This is a genomic window from Dyadobacter ginsengisoli DSM 21015, from assembly GCF_059568735.1.
Genome location: NZ_JCANTY010000005.1, coordinates 474,141 through 491,576 on the forward strand (window position 1 = coordinate 474,141; position 17,436 = coordinate 491,576).

The window sequence follows — 17,436 nt, forward strand, 5'->3', positions numbered from 1 at the left end:
TTAAAAGTTTGTTGCTAATATAGTCAAAAATACGTTCCTAACTATGAAGTAAACGTCCGTAACCATACATTAATTCCAAAGTTAACATAAAAAACTATCTTTGCAACTCCCCTGAAAAACAGGTCCTATTTAGCGATATACTCCATTTTAATTCCAAAATAATACAAAGTAATGAGTAAAGCCCTGCCAACCCGAAGTGAAAACTACTCCGAATGGTACAATGAATTAGTGAAACGTGCCGACCTGGCCGAAAACTCCGCCGTGAGAGGCTGTATGGTGATTAAACCCTACGGTTATTCGATCTGGGAAAAAATGCAGCGTGCGCTGGATGACATGTTCAAGGAAACGGGCCATACCAATGCCTATTTCCCGCTTTTCATCCCGAAATCGTATCTCAGTAAGGAGGCGTCACACGTCGAAGGCTTTGCCAAGGAATGTGCTGTGGTTACCCATTACCGCCTCAAAAATGATCCTGACGGCAAGGGAGTTATCGTGGATCCTGACGCCAAACTGGAAGAAGAGCTGATCGTGCGTCCGACCTCCGAAACGGTGATCTGGAGTACCTATAAAAACTGGATCCAGTCCTACCGCGACCTGCCGCTGCTCATCAACCAATGGGCTAACGTAGTGCGCTGGGAAATGCGTACGCGCCTGTTCCTCCGTACAGCCGAATTCCTGTGGCAGGAAGGCCACACTGCTCATGCGACAGCACAGGAGGCCATTGAAGAAACAAAGCAGATGCTGGAAGTATACGCGAACTTCGCCGAGGGATGGATGGCTTTACCGGTCCTTAAAGGCATTAAAACGCCTAATGAGCGCTTTGCCGGCGCTGAAGACACCTATTGCATCGAAGCCATGATGCAGGACGGAAAAGCATTGCAGGCCGGAACTTCTCACTTTCTGGGTCAGAACTTCGCCACGGCCTTTGATGTAAAATTCCAGGACAAGGAGGGCAAGTTGGAATACGTGTGGGGAACCTCATGGGGCGTAAGTACACGTCTGATGGGCGCTCTCATTATGGCACATTCCGACGACAGCGGCCTGGTGCTTCCTCCGAAACTGGCACCGATTCAGGTAGTGATCGTACCGATATACAGAAGCGAGGAACAGCTTGCCCAGATTTCAGAAAAAGTGGCTGAAATCGTCAAACAGCTAAAAAAACTCGGTATCAGTGTTAAGTACGACAACAGCGACGCCAACAAGCCCGGCTTCAAATTTGCGGAGTATGAACTGAAAGGTGTGCCTGTCAGACTGGCAATGGGTGGCCGCGACTTAGAAAATGGCACAGTGGAAGTGGCCCGTCGCGATACTAAAACCAAAGAAACTGTCTCAGTGGAGGGCATCGCAATCCACATCCAGGATCTTCTTGACAATATCCAGGAATCGATCTATAACAAGGCTCTGGCGTTCCGCGAAGAAAATACTTACCGCGTCGATTCATTCGCTGAATTTAACAACATCCTCGATACCAGGGGCGGTTTCATCCTCGCACATTGGGATGGCACTTCCGAAACCGAGGAGAAAATTAAAGAGGAAACTAAAGCGACGATCCGCTGCATCCCATTGAACCAGGAGCAGGAAGACGGCGTTTGCATTTATTCGGGCAAGCCGTCCAAAGGACGTGTCGTTTTTGCGCGGGCATATTAATTTTATCCTTGCATTCGTGAAAGGTCTTCACAATGCATTTTTTCTAACCATATAAGACAAAAACAATGAATCAGGCAAAGGCTGGTGACAAAGTACAGGTCCATTACAAAGGTACCCTGCCGGACGGACAACTTTTTGACTCCTCCGAGGGACGTGAGCCTTTGAGCTTCACACTGGGTAGCGGACAGGTAATCAAAGGATTCGACGACGGTGTTACCGGAATGGAGATCGGCAACAAAAAAACGATTCATATCCCTAATGCTGAGGCATATGGTCCGGTGAACGAAGAAATGGTCGTTCGGTTCGACCGTGCTCAGATCCCGGCCGACATCCCCCTTGAAATCGGTGGTACGCTGAACATGCACCAGGACGGAGGACAAGTGATCCCCGTGGTGGTGAAAGAAGTGACGGAAACCCACGTGATACTGGATGCCAACCACCCGCTGGCTGGCCAGGATCTGATCTTTGAATTGGAACTCGTTGCTATCAACTGATTCCAGGCAGATATGCTACATGCGGTTGACCTTTGACAGGTCAGCCGCATTTTTTATTCGGCCCATTTCAGGCTGAAACTTTCCGGCTTACCTCTTGATATTTTCAGCAGGATCTGCCTGGCGGCAAGATCCTGCAACATCCTTTCAGCCCGTTTTTCGGAGATATTAATCATCCTTGAAAATACCTTCGCGGTAACGGAGTCTGTTTCTTTCAGGTAGGTAATCAACGTTTTGACATGCCTGTTAGCCAGTAATTTCCCGGTTTCCGGGTCCGTTTCGCTATACAACAATAATTTCGGGATCGGAAGGCTCTTATCCTTGACACGGATGTAAATCACCCGCTCCCCTTTTTCATTCAATGCATAATGCGGCTTTTTGGCACTTTCAGCGATGAATATGGAGAGTACCGTCTTACCGTTGAAGTTTTGGGATTGGATCTGAAGTAATATTTGGGGATCGGCCAGCTGCACAGCCGCTTTTTCCAGCTTCTGCAATTCCCGCAGTTCTGAATGCACCCCGGGTACCGAACCGTCGTCCGCTACGCCTATAAGCAGATTCCCTCCCGAAGTGTTGGCGAAGGACACAATGGTCTTGGCTATTTTGAAAGGGCTGTCCACCGTTCTCTTGAACTCGGTCGTCAGCCCCTCTCCTTCTTTAATCAATTGAATGATACTTTTATCCATGCATTTAAATCAACCCATATTTCTTTCCGGGCAGTGATCGGATCATTCCCTGAAATTCCAGGTTCAGAAGTAATGCCGCCAACCGGTTCAGATGCATTCCCGAATGCCATGCCAGCTCGTCGATCTGCATAATCCGCCGTTGCTTCAGAAGCGAGAGTACCTGTCCCTCATCCTGTGTAAATCCCTCGAAAGTCAGCGGCAGCAACCCTGACACCGCTTCGTCGCAACTGTTGCTGGAAATACCCACGCTCCAGCCGAGTGCATCTGCCATGTCCTCTACCGAAGTAAAAATAGATGCTTTGTGGTCACGGATCAGCAAGTTGCAACCCTCCGATTGAGGATCGCTGATCATACCCGGCACAGCGAATACTTCCCTGTGATAGTTCTGAGCAAATTCTACGGTGATCAGGCTCCCGCCTTTCTTACCCGACTCCACTACAATCGTAACATCACTGAGGCCTGCAATAATTCGGTTTCGCGCCGGAAATCTCATAAAATCCGGCTTGGTACCCAACGCATTCTCCGTTACGATACCGCCGTTTCCCTGCATTTCTAATGCGGTCCGCTGATGCACAGCCGGGTAGATCACATCCAGGCCGCTCGCCATCACACCCAATGTAGGAATATTGCTCTTCAGGCAACAACGGTGTGCAGTGATATCCACACCGTAGGCGAGTCCGCTGATCACCAGTGGCTGGTAAGGCACGAGTTCGCGGATGATCGTCTCAGTTATCGACTTGCCGTAATCACTGATTTTCCGGGTTCCCACAATGCCGACAGTTCGAGGCCAGTTGAAGTCCGTGTTTCCCTTCGCATACAAAGCAATGGGTGCGTCGTAGAGCGGCCTCAGGCGGGCGGGATAGGCCTCATCGGTGAAAAAGAGCAATTCCACCCCTGCCTTACTGGATTCAACAAGCTCCTTCTCAGCCATTTCCATAGCATTTTTGCTTAAAACGGCTTTGACCACTTTGTCGCCGATCCCGGGAATTCTGATGAGTTTTCTATAGTCTGCCTGAAAAACACCGGAAGCACTGCCGCAATAGCTGATCAGTTGCCTGATGGTGACTGCCCCGATTCCGGGCGTATGCATGAGTGCAAGAATGCAGATCCGTTCTGCACGGGAGGAGATTACCATGATATAGTGTGTTGATTGAGGTCAATATGCACTTGGACTGGCATACATTTTTCCAATATACGTCAGACAGCACATTTCAAAAATAAAAAATTATCTGAAAACCGTTCATATGGAAATCTCTGAAACCGACGAAGCACAAACTGAACAATACTATGAAGGCATGGGCGCCACATGCCACCCCGAAGGAGTTTATTATCGCGTCTGGGCACCCCATGCCGAAAGTGTTTCGGTAGTAGGTAGCTTCAATGATTGGAATGCGACGGCAAATCCATTACAACCCGAAGACAACGGAGTTTGGGGCTCCCTGGTCGAAAATTCAAAGGAAGGCGATGAATATAAATTCCTTATCAAAACGCCGGACGCCGAACTGTATCGAAATGACCCTTATGCGCTCAAAGTAACCAACTCCGCGGGTAACTGCATTGTTTACAACCATGAGTCTTTTGACTGGCAAAATGTAACTTTCCAAATGCCCGGTTGGCACGAACTGATTATTTACGAAATACATGTAGGGACGTTCAATGCAAAAGAAGGGCAGATTGGCACATTCTACACCGCGATCGAGCGTCTTTCCTATTTGAAAGACATGGGAATCAATGCCGTGGAACTGATGCCTTGCTCCGAATTTCCAGGGTCCAGGTCATGGGGATATAATCCGGCTAATCCATTCGCGATTGAATCCGACTACGGCGGACCCGATGGATTAAAGGCATTTGTTAAAGCCGCGCACGAATCCGGCATTGCGGTGATACTCGACGTTGTATACAATCATTTTGGCCCATCGGACCTGGATTTGTGGCAGTTTGACGGCTGGCAGGAAAACGGCGGCGGCGGGATCTACTTCTATAATGACTGGCGCGCCGAAACGCCATGGGGCAACACCCGTCCGGATTACGGACGCAATGAAGTGCGGCAGTATATTCACGATAATGCCCTGATGTGGTTGAAAGATTACCGGATCGACGGCCTTCGCATGGATATGGTGCCTTACATCCGCAATGTCAAAGCGGATGGCAACCCCGGCAATGACATTCCGGAAGGTATTTCGCTCATGCAATGGATCAATAAGGATATCCGTGATAATTGTCCCCAATGCATCACCATCGCCGAAGATATGCATTCCCTAGATTTCATTACTGCGCGCGTTGAAGACGGTGGGCTGGGCTACGGTTCACAATGGGATGCCGAATTCGTGCATTCGATCCGTGACGCGATCATTACGGCAAACGATCAGGACCGCGATATGGAAAAGGTAGTGGCAGCTGTCACCAACGGCTTCAATACCGACTCATTCCAGCGCATCATTTACACCGAATCACATGATGAAGTAGCAAACGGGCAGGCACGCGTTGCAGAGGAAATCGCAGACGGGGACGTCAATAACTGGTATTCCAAGAAGCGGGCCGCACTCGGCATTGCATTGGTGCTTACATCTCCGGGTATCCCCATGATTTTCCAGGGCCAGCCGCTACTGGAAGATAAGTGGTTTTCGGACAGCGATCCGATCGATTGGTCACGGCTTGAAAAGTTCAGCAGTTTCGCCGCACTTCACCGCGATATGATTCACATACGCCGAAACTGGTTTGGCGTAACCAAAGGCCTTCAGGGACAACATGTAGACATCACCAGAACCGATAATGAGAAAAAAGTCATTGTCATGCACCGCTGGGCGGAAGGCGGCCCCAAAGACAGCGTGGTCGTGGTACTAAACTTTTCTACGGAAACATTCTCCGACTACAAGGTAGGATTTCCGAGAGCCGGCAAATGGTACCTGCGTTTCAACAGTGACAACGAATATTATGACTCCGACTTCTCTCACCTGGGGGCTTTCGATATCGATACGATGGATGGAGAATTCGATAATTGCGAGCAGTATGCTTCACTTCAGATTCCGCCCTACACAGCACTTATATTCTCGCAGGAGGAATAGGTGGATCGGTGTAGTCATGAGCAAAGAGAGGCCCTGAAAACCTCTCTTTGTTTTTATTGGATGGTTCTGAAAATACGATCCCAGCGGATCTTATTAAAGAAACTGGTCGGATTCGGATCAATGGACATCCACACAAACACCGCCTTCCCCACGATATGGTCTCCGGGAACAAAGCCCCAGTAACGCGAGTCCGCTGAATTGTGCCGGTTGTCTCCCATCATGAAGTAGTAATCCTGCTTAAATGTATAGCTATCTACCGCCTTACCGCCTATCTCGACCTTATCCTTCGCCAGAATCACTCTGTCGTTACCGTCGTAGTTCTGAATAACATCGCCGTATAATGCAATGTTAATTTCTGTCAATGGTACCGTCAAACCCTTTTTGGGAATAGTGATCGGGCCATAATTATCCTTATTCCAGTCCAGTAGGGGAGTTCCGGGAAACAGGAATGGTTCTTTCAAGCCCTTTTCCATAAACACAGGCTGCACTCGTTTTACGAAATCATAAGATTTCAGTTTATCGGCTAATGCAGAAGTCGTTTTGACTACGTACCCCATTTCGTCATTCGAAGCAATACTGTCGTCGAAAGTCTCGGTAAACTGGGAATAATCCGTGATCCCGTTCTTTCTAAAAACGTTGTCCTCATTCACGGCTGTTTTTACTGACACAAAATACTCGTTTTGCATTCGTGGGGGAACGGTCTGCAGTTTCCCGTTGATATACACCTGCCCCCTGCGCACTTCCAGCTTGTCTCCCGGAATCCCCACACACCTTTTAATGTAGTTGGAGCGAAGATCGGTGGGATGCGGATGGAGGTCGGGCAAGACATTGCTGTACTTCTGATAGGCGCCAGGATGCTCCACAGGCAGATAAAACACCACTACATCCCCGTTCTTCACCTTGGTAAAACCCGGTAACCGGTATTGAGGTAATTGAATCCAATCCAGGTAAGAAGGAATACTCGTTCCCCAGATCGTCTGATGCGTAAGCGGCACCTGTAATGGTGTAATGGGCGTCGTGGTACCGTAATGCAGTCGGCTGACAAAAAGATAGTCCCCTACCAGCAGGCTGTTTTCCATCGAAGGAGTGGGGATCACAAAAGCGCTGAAAAACAGCCAGCGGATCAGCACGGCGGCAACTACCGCAAATAACACCGAATCGAACCACTCGCGCATGGCGGTTTTCTTTTTAGGCTGGGTTGCAGGTCTGGAAATTGTTGTTAAGGACATGATATCCGGGATAAATCACTATGCAATATAATATCAATCTTAATAAGACCATTAACATTATATAATATTAATTTATATATTAAAACAAAAAAAGGAAGAATCTCAGCGATCCTTCCCTTCCATGCCCCGCAGGCAGCAAATCTTAATTGATCACCCGGAAAATACGGCTCCACCGGATTTTATTAAAGAAACTAGTAGGATTTGGGTCAATGGACATCCAAACGAATACAGCCTTGCCGACAATATGATCCTTCGGAACAAAGCCCCAATAGCGCGAATCTGCTGAATTATGTCGGTTATCACCCATCATAAAGTAATAGTCCTGCTTGAAAGTATAACTGGTAATGGCACTACCACCCACTTTAACTGCCTTCTCTTCCACTATAACGTCTCCATTATCTTCATAATTCTTGATAACCGGGCCGTAAACCGCGATGTTCTCCGGTGTAAGCTGTACGGTCATGCCTTCCTTAGGAACGGTAATCGGTCCATAGTTATCGCGGTTCCACTTGAAGAGTGACGAGTTAGGATATAACATGGGCTCGCTGATATCCTTCGGAGATTTAACGAGGGTAATGCTTTTTACAAAATCATAAGTCTTCAGTTTTGCAGCGATTTCCGTGGTGGTGAAAACTAGGTAGCCCATCTGTTCATTACCCTTAATGGTATCGTTGTCTCCCTCGGTGTAGGCGTTATATTCTGAGATTCCATTCTCTTTAAATACCTTTTCCTCGTTAACGGCTGTGGTTGTCGCCACAAAGTACTCGTTCTCCATCCTCGCCGGATTCTCTATGGCTTGCCCATTGGCATATACCTGCAAATCCCTCACTTCCACCTTGTCCCCGGGAACACCGACACAACGTTTAATATAATTTGTTTTCAGATCGACGGGATGCTGCAATTCAGGCGGATAGTTGAACACCACTACGTCACCTCTTTTGACCTCACTGAATCCCGGCAACCGGTATTGTGGCAATTGGATCAGATCGGTGTAGGATGGGATATTGGTTCCCCAAATCGTCTGGTGCGTTAGGGGCACCTGCAAGGGTGTTTTGGGTGTCCGTGTACCATAATGCAGCTTACTGACAAAAAGGAAATCACCCACGAGCAGGCTGTTTTCCATGGAAGGCGTCGGGATCGTAAATGCTTCAAAAAACAGCCAGCGTATAAGGGTAGCTGCCACTACGGCAAACAAAATCGAATCAAACCACTCTCTGGCTGGCGATTTCTTATTTCTGGATTCAACTGTACTGGAAGTCAACTCTTTATTAACAGCCATGCGATGATTGATAGTTAAAATTCATTAAACTTTGAGGAGGTCATTCATTCCGAACACACCGAATTTGCCGGGCAACCACTCCGCCGCTACTACGGCGCCCAATGCAAAGCCCTGACGATTGTGGGCAGTATGCGAGATCTCGATCGTGTCAACTTCCGATTCGTAACGCACAATATGGGTCCCCGGAACTTCCCCGCGACGTTCAGCTAGGATCTGGAGGTAGCCTTCCTCGCTTTCCGGTGCAAGCTTCCATCCGTCGATTTGCCCGATCTCCTCGATAATCCCTTCGGCCAGCGTGATCGCCGTTCCGCTGGGTGCATCGAGTTTATGGATATGGTGTACCTCCGTCATGGAGCTCTGGTATTCATGACCGTTCATGAGCCGGGCCAGCTGGCGGTTCAGGCGAAAGAAAAGATTGACGCCGATGCTGTAATTGGAAGCGTAGAAAAAAGAGCCTGACTGCGATTTACAAAGTGCCTCCACTTCGGAGCGGTGGTCCAGCCAACCTGTCGTTCCGCAAACGATCGGCCAGCCTTTTTTCAAACAGTAAACAATGTTTTCGAAAGCCGATTCCGGTGAACTGAACTCGATGGCTACATCTACGTCGGCAGTTTTGAGTTGATCCATATCCGCACGATTTTGGACATCGATCCTTCCCGCGATCGTATGGCCCCGGTCCAGGGCTATTTTCTCGATCGTTTTCCCCATCTTTCCGTAACCCATTAATAGTATTCTCATTAATTATGTATTTGAATCAGTACTTGTAAATCATTTAATATTAAAAACCAGTCTTACCCCCGGTGTTGGCGTACGCATGGATGGCTGATGAAGTTTGGGCTCCACCCGCAACGTGAGATCATCCGAAAGGTCAAAGGTCTTTAAATGAGCCGCAACATTGGCTTCTATAATTGAAAGCGTATAAATAAGCCCCGTCACTACCAATGCAAATCCTCTGTTACGCCTCCAATAGTTCTTCCCCTTTACGATCCTATCTCTAGTCGCCGGCAGATACTGGCTGCTGGTATTCAACAGATTTCTAACGCGTACAATTTTCGTCGAATCGTCAGTCAGTCCCTTTTTGATCTGACCGTACCCCGGGCTGTTTTTATCCAGATCGTAAAACTCTTTATAAGCGTCCAGATAGTCGTGATATTTGATCGTGTTGAGGTAGTAAGTATAGACCCCAGCTCCAAAAGCGACATAAACAATGGGTATCTTCCAATAGTCCCTGTTATAGATCTGTCCGGCGCCGGGAATTAAAGCCAGTCGCGTCGCGGTCTTCGGCACCGGCATGAACTTCTTACTTTTAACTTTTTTTAACGAGTCCGCCTGGGCCAGCGCGGTGCTGTCGAGTACTATTTCAGGCATCTTCCCTGTCTTCAAACTGTCTTTTGGGACCTCATTCTGCGCCACAACCTGCCCCGAAATCAACACAAATAACCCTAGCCAAACCCAATTTTTCAACGCTTATTTGAATTTCAGTGTTTCTAAAATCTTTTTCAGTTCATCCTGAGAGCCAAAAGGGATCTTAATCTCGCCCTTGTGCTCCTCATTGCTTTTAACGGATACTTTTGCCCCGAAAAAGGACGAAAGCTGGAACTGTAACGACTTTATTTCCTGATTAATTGTCGGCTGCTTTTTCGACTCAGTGGCGATATTGGTCATCATTCCCAGCTTCCGGACTTCGTCCTCCACCTTTCTGACCGACCATCCTTCCTCGATGACCTGATTGAATATTTTCAGCTGGCTCTGGTCACTATTGATCGTGATCAATGCCCTGGCATGCCCCATACTGATCTTATCATCCCGCAATGACGCCTGGATCACCGGCGGCAATTTCAGCAGACGTATATAGTTATTGACGGTAGTTCTGTTTTTACCCACGCGAGCGCCCAGTTCTTCTTGTTTCAGGCTGCATTCCAGGATCAGCCGCTGATAGCTCAAGGCGATTTCGATGGCATTCAGGTTCTCACGCTGGATGTTTTCGATCAGTGCCATTTCCAGCATCTGCTGGTCATTGGCTGTACGAATGTATGCCGGAATGGAGGTAAGACCCAGCGACCGGGATGCCTGTAACCGGCGCTCCCCGGATATCAGCTGATACGAATCCTCGCCCATTTGCCTGACGGTGATAGGCTGGATAATGCCCTGCACCCGGATCGAATCGGCGAGTTCATCCAGTGATTCCTTGTCAAATTTCGTCCGCGGCTGGTACGGGTTCGCCTCGATCAGACTTACATCGATCTCATTCATCGAACCGATGACTTCGGTCGGTGACAGACGTGTACTCGTTCTCGGCGTGTTGATTTTTTCGGAGTCCTGCAGAAGAGCTCCTAATCCCCTTCCCAGTCCGGTCATTTTTTTCGTCTTGCTGCTATTCTCCATTGCCTGTTCGTCCTATACAATCGTTGATCAGTTTACTCCCAGCTGCCTGTCGGAAGAAAGTAAACCATTTTTAGTGAGAATCTCTCTTGCGAGGTTCAGGTAGCTCACTGCTCCCTTACTGTCGGAGTCTTGCGCCATCACAGGTATCCCAAAGCTGGGAGCCTCACTGATTCGTACGTTACGAGGGATAATGGTATTGAAAACGAGAGATTCGAAGTGATTGGTAACTTCCGTCACAACCTGGTTGGACAGACGCAGGCGGAGGTCATACATTGTCAGCAGGATACCCTCAATAATGAGGTGGGTATTCAGGCGCGACTGAATGATGGTAATGGTGTTCAACAGTTTCCCCAATCCCTCCAATGCAAAATATTCGCACTGAACCGGAATGATCACCGAATCGGCGGCGGTCAGGCTGTTGATCGTGATAAGCCCCAGCGAAGGAGAGCAGTCGATGATGATGAAGTCGTAATCATCGCGGATTTCCGCAATGGCATCCTTCATTCTGTGCTCACGGTTTTTCAGATTGATCATCTCGATTTCCGCGCCTACCAGGTCGATGTGTGACGGTAGCAGGTTCAGGTTTGGAAAATCGGTTTCCAGGATAATTTCAGAAGTTTTCGCCTCTTCCACCATGCATTCATAAATGCTGTTATCCATTTCCTGCGGGTTGAATCCCAACCCCGACGTAGAATTGGCCTGAGGATCAGCGTCGATGATCAGTGTCCGGAATTCCAGTGCGGCTAAACTTGCCGCCAGGTTAATAGCAGTGGTGGTTTTCCCTACTCCTCCTTTTTGGTTTGCAATTGCAATTACTTTGCCCATGTATTCATTTGAGTTACCAATGTCAAATTTCTATTATTCGGGGCAATTCACCAAAAAATGTTCCACGGAGTTTTAAATTCAATATTCAATAGTCTAAATATCAAATACTTAAACCATATTATTATTTAATTAAAAATAATTTGGATTACAAAAAAAGCAAATGTTTCACGCCCACACCTCGGTTCCCTCTGTACAATTCTTGCACATCTCTATTTCTGAGCGTGATCGGATCAGCGAAGCACGGAAGTCAGCGTACTTTTTACCCTTCCAAAGCTGACGGAAAGTCGAAGTTTTCATATCGCCCAGTTTGTACTCCGCGTCTTTGTCAAAGCAGCAGGGTACAACAGCACCGTCCCAGGTGATCACACACGAATGCCACATCTTCCAGCAATGGTCCACAAACTTGTTCTTGATCGAGTAGCTGCCGTTTTCCTGCTTCTTGTAGCGCGAATATTTGTCAATTGTCGGGATCAGATCGGAACCTTCCTCGTAATCGTAGATCTGCGCGGTTTTCAAGCCTACCTCATCCACACCCATTTCTTCCGCCAGCTTTTTTACCTCCTCGATCTGATGCTCGTTCGGCTTCACAACCAGGAACTGGAATATCACATGGGGGGTCGCGGATTTCAGCTCGCGTTTCCATTTAATAATGTTGCGCGTTCCTTCCAGTACTTTTTCGAGGTTACCGCCCACGCGATATTGCTGGTAAACGTCCTGCGTAGTGCCGTCTATCGAAATGATCAGGCGATCGAGGCCCGACTCAACGGTTTTCCGTGCCTTCTCGTCGGTAAGGTAATGCGCGTTGGTAGAAGTAGCAGTATAAATACCCTTGTCGTGGGCATATCTGACGAGTTCAAAAAACTTGGGATGCAAATAGGGCTCTCCCTGAAAATAGAATATCAGGTATAACAAGGTATCTCCAAGCTCGTCGATCGTCCTTTTATATAACTTCTCTTCCATCATCCCGGTCGGCCGAGTAAAAGAACGAAGTCCGCTCGGGCATTCAGGACAGCGGAGGTTGCAGGAAGTGGTGGGCTCAAAAGAAATAGCAATGGGCATTCCCCAATGCACCGGATTTCCGGTTGCTTTCGAATAAAAATAGCTGCCCAATATCTGCATCGCGTTCCAGGCACGCTTCGGCGTCACTTTCGACATCAGGTTCAGGCCATCCTTAAAATTCTTGTTCATATGCTGGGCATTATGCGATCAGCGCGCGCCTACCGGCCCGATGATCAATTAAAATATTGTTGCGAATCAGATGACAGCGATTCCGGTGGTGTACTTGATTTCGGAAATTACGAAATAACTGCTGATGTGTAACACGCTCGACAGGGCAGAAAGTTTATGCTGGTAAAACTGATTGTAGGCATCGCCATCTTCCACCACTACTTTCAGCATGTAATCGAAGTTGCCCGAAACGACCGAGCATTCCAGTACTTCCGGCATTTTCACAATGGCCTGGTTAAAGTCCTCGAAGCTCTCCTTTCGCTGTTTGTCCAAGGTCACATTACAATAAACCACCAGACTTTTCCCCAACTTCCTTCGGTTGAGCAGGCACACGTATTTATCGATAAACCCCTCTTTTTCAAGCTTTCGTATGCGCTCATGCACCGGCGTAACCGACAAGTTGATCTTGCTCGCGATCTCCTTAATCGTCATCTGGGCATTATTTTGTAATAATTCGAGGATTTTGCGATCGGTCTGATCTGGCTGCATACAGTTTTTTTTGTGGCTGTGTATAGGCTGGTTACGTTCCCGCAAGAAATTTTTCTTACGAATCAGATCAAAAATAGTTTTCTTTTCTGTCTTTTTCGCTGGTTATAGTATGTTTTTCTGCCAGAAATTAATTTTGAATCCATCAATCTAAACTATATAAACACTCACATACCGATGATCATTGGTGTCCCCAAAGAAATTAAAAACAACGAGAACCGGGTAGCTTTAACGCCCGCAGGAGTCACAGAGTTACGTAAGCACGGACACACAGTGTACGTGCAGGCGGAGGCAGGCAAAGGCAGCGGTTTTACCGACGACCAATACACACACGCCGGAGCAGTCATCCTCGCCACCATCGAAGAAGTTTACGGGGTTGCCGATATGATCATCAAGGTAAAAGAACCCATTGAAATTGAATACCCGCTAATTAAAGAAAACCAGCTCCTCTTCACCTACTTCCATTTCGCATCTTCGGAACCGCTCACCCACGCCATGATCGAACGTAAGGCCGTATGCCTCGCCTATGAAACGGTTGAAAAAACAGACAGAAGTTTGCCATTGCTCGTCCCGATGAGTGAAGTAGCGGGCCGGATGGCGATCCAGGAAGGAGCGAAATACCTCGAAAAACCAATGGGGGGCTTTGGTATCCTCCTCGGCGGTGTCGCAGGTGTGAAACCAGCCAATGTGCTAGTGCTCGGTGGTGGGATCGTAGGAACGCAATCGGCAAAAATGGCTGCGGGACTTGGAGCGAATGTAACGATCGTCGATATCAGCCTCGCGAGACTGCGTTACCTGGAAGACATTATGCCTGCGAATGTAGACACCGTCATGTCCAACGAATACAATATCCGTGAGCTGATCCAGGGCGCTAATCTCATTATCGGTGGCGTGCTGATCCCCGGGGCAAAAGCGCCGTCGCTCATCACCCGTGATATGCTTAAACTGATGAAGCCGGGTACCGTGATGGTAGACGTGGCCATTGACCAGGGAGGCTGCTTTGAAACGTCGCGGGCTACCACGCACGAAGATCCGATCTATGAAGTGGATGGCGTCGTACATTATTGCGTGGCGAACATGCCGGGCGCCGTACCTTATACCTCCACACTCGCATTAACCAACGCTACGCTCCCCTATGCATTACAACTGGCCAACCAGGGCTGGCAGCAAGCATGCTCCGCCAACGAGGAGTTGCGCAAAGGACTCAATGTCGTTCACGGAAAAGTAGTATTTAAGGGAGTAGCCGATGCGTGGCAATTGCCGTATACCGACGTAAAAGAATTATTCTGAATCAACAAACCTGCCTAAACAAACCCGGCCATTTCCAGTGCGCCGGGTTTTTGTTTTCTAAAAATATTACTATTATTTTTTCGATAGCCATTGCAGTTTCGGATTATCTTCTTACTTTTGCATCGAATTTGAAGGAACATCCGTTCGCTTCTCTGCTTCATAAACGGTCTACCATTTTTTTAGATCACCTGCCAGCCTCAAAATTTGTCCCGGCTGGACCTACCGTTCACATGCAGAGCCCCACGGATGGTTTGTGGTGGGCTTTGCGCGATCCCTTTCAATTATTTACCGAGTACAACCGGAATGCCGGTGATATGGTCCAATTTCATTGGAACTAACGCATATGCTGGGCTTCGCCCTGAGGATTATTGTGTTATGGCCTGCCATCATCCCCCTTCCCTCCGGAACAACCGTTCAACTCAAGAATTAATACTAAAAGCAATATAATGACTACTGAAATTTTTGAAACATTCGAAGAGCTCGGACTCAACGAAGACATCCTGAAAGCCGTGCTAGAAATGGGTTTCACTAAACCCTCACCGATACAGGCACAGGGAATCCCCGCAGTAATGCAGGGTTCTGACGTAATTGGTCAGGCCCAGACTGGTACCGGTAAAACGGCTGCATTCGGAATTCCCGTGCTGGAAAGAATAGATACTTCCAACAACGCAGTACAAGCCCTGGTCCTTTGCCCAACCCGTGAATTGGCGGTTCAAGTATCCGAAGAACTCGGCCGCCTGGCCAAATATATGCGTGGTGTACGCATTGAAGCGATCTACGGTGGTGACTCTATCGATCGTCAGATCCGCTCTTTGAAAAAAGGAGTACATATAGTAGTGGGAACTCCGGGCCGCGTCATGGACCACATGGAGCGCAAAACACTGAAATTTAACGAAGTCCGTATGATGGTGCTTGACGAAGCCGACGAAATGCTCGATATGGGCTTTCGTGAGGACATCGAAAGCATTCTGGCCGATATGCCGGAAGATCGGCAAACGATCCTTTTCTCGGCAACCATGTCGAAGCCGATCATGTCGATCACCAAGCGCTTCCTGAATGACCCTGTATTGATCAAAGTTGTTCGTAACGAGTTGACTAACCAGAATATCGAGCAGGTTTACTTCGAAGTTAAACCACAGGCGAAAGTTGAAGTAATGACCCGTCTGATCGATATGCACCACATCAAATCCCTTCTGGTGTTCTGTAATACTAAACGCAAGGTGGACGAGATTGTGGAAGACCTGCAATTGCGCGGATATGCCTCAGAAGGTATCCACGGCGACCTTCGCCAGCAGCAACGCAGCAATGTGATGAGCAAATTCAAGGCTGGTGTTACTACCATTTTGGTTGCTACCGACGTTGCGGCCCGTGGTATCGACGTAAGCGGCCTGGACGGTGTGATCAACTACGACATTCCGATGGATGAAGAGTATTACGTACACCGTATCGGTCGTACAGGCCGTGCCGGGATGTCCGGAAAAGCGTTCTCTCTCGTGGCTCGTGACGAAAAATACCGTCTGAAATCCATTGAAGGCTATACCAAGGTGAAAATTGAAAAAGGGGTTATTCCTTCTTTCGAAGATATCGTCGGCGTTCGTAAGGCACGTTTTGTAGAAAACATTTCGGCCTCTATCAAGGAAACCGAAGACGAAGGTTTATACAACGACGTACTTGAAATGCTGCACCACAGCGGTTTCTCAACCGAACAGATCGTTGGCGCAATGGCGAAACAGATCATGGGCGTTCAGAAAAACGAATATGCCGACAGTAACCTCGCGTGGGAAGAGCGTCGCGGCGACCGTCGTGAAGGAAGTGTGGACCGTTATGCTAAAACTGATCGTCGCGAGGGCGGAAGCCGTTTCGAAAGAGGCGGAGACCGTCGTGATGGCGGAAGCCGTTTCGGTGGAGATCGTGGTGGCGACCGTTTCGGTAAAGGCGAACGTCGCGAAGGCGGCCGTGATGGCGGCGAACGTCGTCAGTCGGCTCCCGAGGCTGGTATGACCCGTTTGTTCCTGAGCCTTGGCCGCAAAGATCACATCATGCCGAAGGACATCGTGGGTGCTATTGCCGGCGAAGCTAACATTCCGGGTAAGACCATCGGTGCGATCGACATTTATGACAAATTCACATTCGTAGACGTACCTGAGCGCGATGCGCGTGCAGTATTGCGTGCGATGGATGGCAACACCATCAAAGGCAAGCCGGTACAGATCGACATTGCAAAATAAATTCTGACAACAATTAGCGATAAAAGGGACTTGTAAAAAGGTCCCTTTTTCGTTTATTTTTGGTCATGCAAAATAACGAACAACTCGAAGTATGGCTTCGCGGGCCACTTCCCGGGATACCCGATCTGCTGCAACCCGTCGCACACGCATTGTTACAGGCCCGGGAAGAACTGGGTATATTCGCTCATTCGTTTCCCTCCAAACTGCTATGGAAAAAACCGGCTGGCGTAGCTTCTGTCGGCTTTCATCTGCAACATATTGCGGGCGTGCTCGATCGCCTCCTCACCTATGCACGGAGCGAATCGCTTAGCGAAAGTCAAATGGAGTATCTGAAAAAGGAAGGAAACGAACCGTTTGAAGAATGTACTTATGACTACTTGCTGGACGAGTTCAGCGAACAGCTCGCGAGGGCATTGAAACAACTCAGAGAAACCGACCCTTCCTCGCTGACGGAAATACGATACGTGGGCAGGGCGATGGTTCCCTCAACCCATTTGGGGCTGCTCTTCCACGCTGCTGAGCATACCCAGCGGCACGTCGGGCAATTACTGGTCACGGCCAGGGTCGCGATGGCCGGGTCATGATGACCGGGTCACGA

16 protein-coding genes are annotated in these 17,436 nt (G+C 48.5%); 6 read left to right on the plus strand and 10 right to left on the minus strand.

All coding sequences use genetic code 11. From position 1 onward, the window contains the following. Positions 1-171 precede the first annotated feature (171 nt). Positions 172-1,647: a proline--tRNA ligase gene (gene proS / locus BP71_RS20500; protein WP_496382622.1), complete on the plus strand. Its 1,476-nt coding sequence runs from the start codon at positions 172-174 to the stop codon at positions 1,645-1,647. A gap of 65 nt (positions 1,648-1,712) precedes the next feature. Then, positions 1,713-2,141: an FKBP-type peptidyl-prolyl cis-trans isomerase gene (locus tag BP71_RS20505; RefSeq protein WP_496382624.1), complete on the plus strand. Its 429-nt coding sequence runs from the start codon at positions 1,713-1,715 to the stop codon at positions 2,139-2,141. 53 nt (positions 2,142-2,194) lie between these two features. On the opposite strand, the gene BP71_RS20510 is transcribed toward BP71_RS20505, so the two are convergent. Together BP71_RS20510 and dprA are read right to left on the minus strand one after the other, a co-directional pair. Beyond that, on the minus strand, positions 2,195-2,824 hold the full coding sequence (locus BP71_RS20510; protein WP_496382626.1) for an AlbA family DNA-binding domain-containing protein: 630 nt from the start codon (positions 2,822-2,824) through the stop codon (positions 2,195-2,197). Positions 2,825-2,828: 4 nt separating this feature from the next. Further along, on the minus strand, positions 2,829-3,959 hold the full coding sequence (gene dprA / locus BP71_RS20515) for a DNA-processing protein DprA (protein ID WP_496382628.1): 1,131 nt from the start codon (positions 3,957-3,959) through the stop codon (positions 2,829-2,831). Between the two features lie 109 nt (positions 3,960-4,068). Here dprA and BP71_RS20520 point away from each other — a divergent pair, with 109 nt between their 5' ends. Further along, on the plus strand, positions 4,069-5,889 hold the full coding sequence (locus BP71_RS20520) for an alpha-amylase family glycosyl hydrolase (RefSeq protein WP_496382630.1): 1,821 nt from the start codon (positions 4,069-4,071) through the stop codon (positions 5,887-5,889). Between the two features lie 53 nt (positions 5,890-5,942). On the opposite strand, the gene lepB (BP71_RS20525) is transcribed toward BP71_RS20520, so the two are convergent. The 8 genes from lepB (BP71_RS20525) to BP71_RS20560 form a co-directional block, all read right to left on the minus strand. Beyond that, positions 5,943-7,118 carry a signal peptidase I gene (lepB, locus tag BP71_RS20525; protein ID WP_496382632.1) on the minus strand — a complete coding sequence of 392 codons (1,176 nt, stop codon included), beginning with the start codon at positions 7,116-7,118 and terminating at the stop codon, positions 5,943-5,945. 142 nt (positions 7,119-7,260) lie between these two features. Beyond that, entirely contained in the window at positions 7,261-8,397 is a 1,137-nt protein-coding gene (lepB, locus tag BP71_RS20530) for a signal peptidase I (protein ID WP_496382634.1), read from the minus strand. 24 nt (positions 8,398-8,421) lie between these two features. After that, positions 8,422-9,135, minus strand: coding sequence for a 4-hydroxy-tetrahydrodipicolinate reductase (gene dapB / locus BP71_RS20535; protein ID WP_496382636.1), 714 nt, complete (start codon positions 9,133-9,135; stop codon positions 8,422-8,424). A gap of 30 nt (positions 9,136-9,165) precedes the next feature. After that, on the minus strand, positions 9,166-9,861 hold the full coding sequence (locus BP71_RS20540; protein ID WP_496382638.1) for a DUF5683 domain-containing protein: 696 nt from the start codon (positions 9,859-9,861) through the stop codon (positions 9,166-9,168). Between the two features lie 3 nt (positions 9,862-9,864). Beyond that, on the minus strand, positions 9,865-10,782 hold the full coding sequence (locus tag BP71_RS20545; protein WP_496382640.1) for a ParB/RepB/Spo0J family partition protein: 918 nt from the start codon (positions 10,780-10,782) through the stop codon (positions 9,865-9,867). A 27-nt stretch (positions 10,783-10,809) separates the two neighbouring features. Continuing rightward, on the minus strand, positions 10,810-11,607 hold the full coding sequence (locus BP71_RS20550) for a ParA family protein (RefSeq protein ID WP_496382642.1): 798 nt from the start codon (positions 11,605-11,607) through the stop codon (positions 10,810-10,812). A 165-nt stretch (positions 11,608-11,772) separates the two neighbouring features. Continuing rightward, positions 11,773-12,795, minus strand: a complete 1,023-nt coding sequence (locus tag BP71_RS20555; RefSeq protein WP_496382644.1) for a radical SAM protein — start codon at positions 12,793-12,795, stop codon at positions 11,773-11,775. A gap of 66 nt (positions 12,796-12,861) precedes the next feature. After that, a complete protein-coding gene (locus BP71_RS20560) occupies positions 12,862-13,323 on the minus strand; it encodes an Lrp/AsnC family transcriptional regulator (protein WP_496382646.1) in 462 nt (153 codons plus the stop codon). Between the two features lie 174 nt (positions 13,324-13,497). On the opposite strand from BP71_RS20560, the gene ald reads away from it, so the two are divergent. The 3 genes from ald to BP71_RS20575 all read left to right on the plus strand — a co-directional run bounded on the left by ald (position 13,498) and on the right by BP71_RS20575 (position 17,422). Next, positions 13,498-14,610: an alanine dehydrogenase gene (ald, locus tag BP71_RS20565; protein ID WP_496382648.1), complete on the plus strand. Its 1,113-nt coding sequence runs from the start codon at positions 13,498-13,500 to the stop codon at positions 14,608-14,610. Between the two features lie 446 nt (positions 14,611-15,056). Beyond that, positions 15,057-16,838 (plus strand): DEAD/DEAH box helicase, encoded by a 1,782-nt coding sequence (locus BP71_RS20570; RefSeq protein ID WP_496382650.1) that lies wholly within the window; start codon positions 15,057-15,059, stop codon positions 16,836-16,838. A gap of 65 nt (positions 16,839-16,903) precedes the next feature. Next, entirely contained in the window at positions 16,904-17,422 is a 519-nt protein-coding gene (locus tag BP71_RS20575) for a DinB family protein (RefSeq protein WP_496382652.1), read from the plus strand. The last annotated feature ends 14 nt before the right edge of the window (positions 17,423-17,436 follow it).

Coding starts and splice junctions, on each gene's coding strand:
- proS (WP_496382622.1), top strand. CDS start 172: ATGAGTAAAGCCCTGCCAACCCGAAGTGAAAACTACTCCGAATGGTAC.
- BP71_RS20505 (WP_496382624.1), top strand. CDS start 1,713: ATGAATCAGGCAAAGGCTGGTGACAAAGTACAGGTCCATTACAAAGGT.
- BP71_RS20510 (WP_496382626.1), bottom strand. CDS start 2,824: ATGGATAAAAGTATCATTCAATTGATTAAAGAAGGAGAGGGGCTGACG.
- dprA (WP_496382628.1), bottom strand. CDS start 3,959: ATGGTAATCTCCTCCCGTGCAGAACGGATCTGCATTCTTGCACTCATG.
- BP71_RS20520 (WP_496382630.1), top strand. CDS start 4,069: ATGGAAATCTCTGAAACCGACGAAGCACAAACTGAACAATACTATGAA.
- lepB (WP_496382632.1), bottom strand. CDS start 7,118: ATGTCCTTAACAACAATTTCCAGACCTGCAACCCAGCCTAAAAAGAAA.
- lepB (WP_496382634.1), bottom strand. CDS start 8,397: ATGGCTGTTAATAAAGAGTTGACTTCCAGTACAGTTGAATCCAGAAAT.
- dapB (WP_496382636.1), bottom strand. CDS start 9,135: ATGAGAATACTATTAATGGGTTACGGAAAGATGGGGAAAACGATCGAG.
- BP71_RS20545 (WP_496382640.1), bottom strand. CDS start 10,782: ATGGAGAATAGCAGCAAGACGAAAAAAATGACCGGACTGGGAAGGGGA.
- BP71_RS20550 (WP_496382642.1), bottom strand. CDS start 11,607: ATGGGCAAAGTAATTGCAATTGCAAACCAAAAAGGAGGAGTAGGGAAA.
- BP71_RS20555 (WP_496382644.1), bottom strand. CDS start 12,795: ATGAACAAGAATTTTAAGGATGGCCTGAACCTGATGTCGAAAGTGACG.
- BP71_RS20560 (WP_496382646.1), bottom strand. CDS start 13,323: ATGCAGCCAGATCAGACCGATCGCAAAATCCTCGAATTATTACAAAAT.
- ald (WP_496382648.1), top strand. CDS start 13,498: ATGATCATTGGTGTCCCCAAAGAAATTAAAAACAACGAGAACCGGGTA.
- BP71_RS20570 (WP_496382650.1), top strand. CDS start 15,057: ATGACTACTGAAATTTTTGAAACATTCGAAGAGCTCGGACTCAACGAA.
- BP71_RS20575 (WP_496382652.1), top strand. CDS start 16,904: ATGCAAAATAACGAACAACTCGAAGTATGGCTTCGCGGGCCACTTCCC.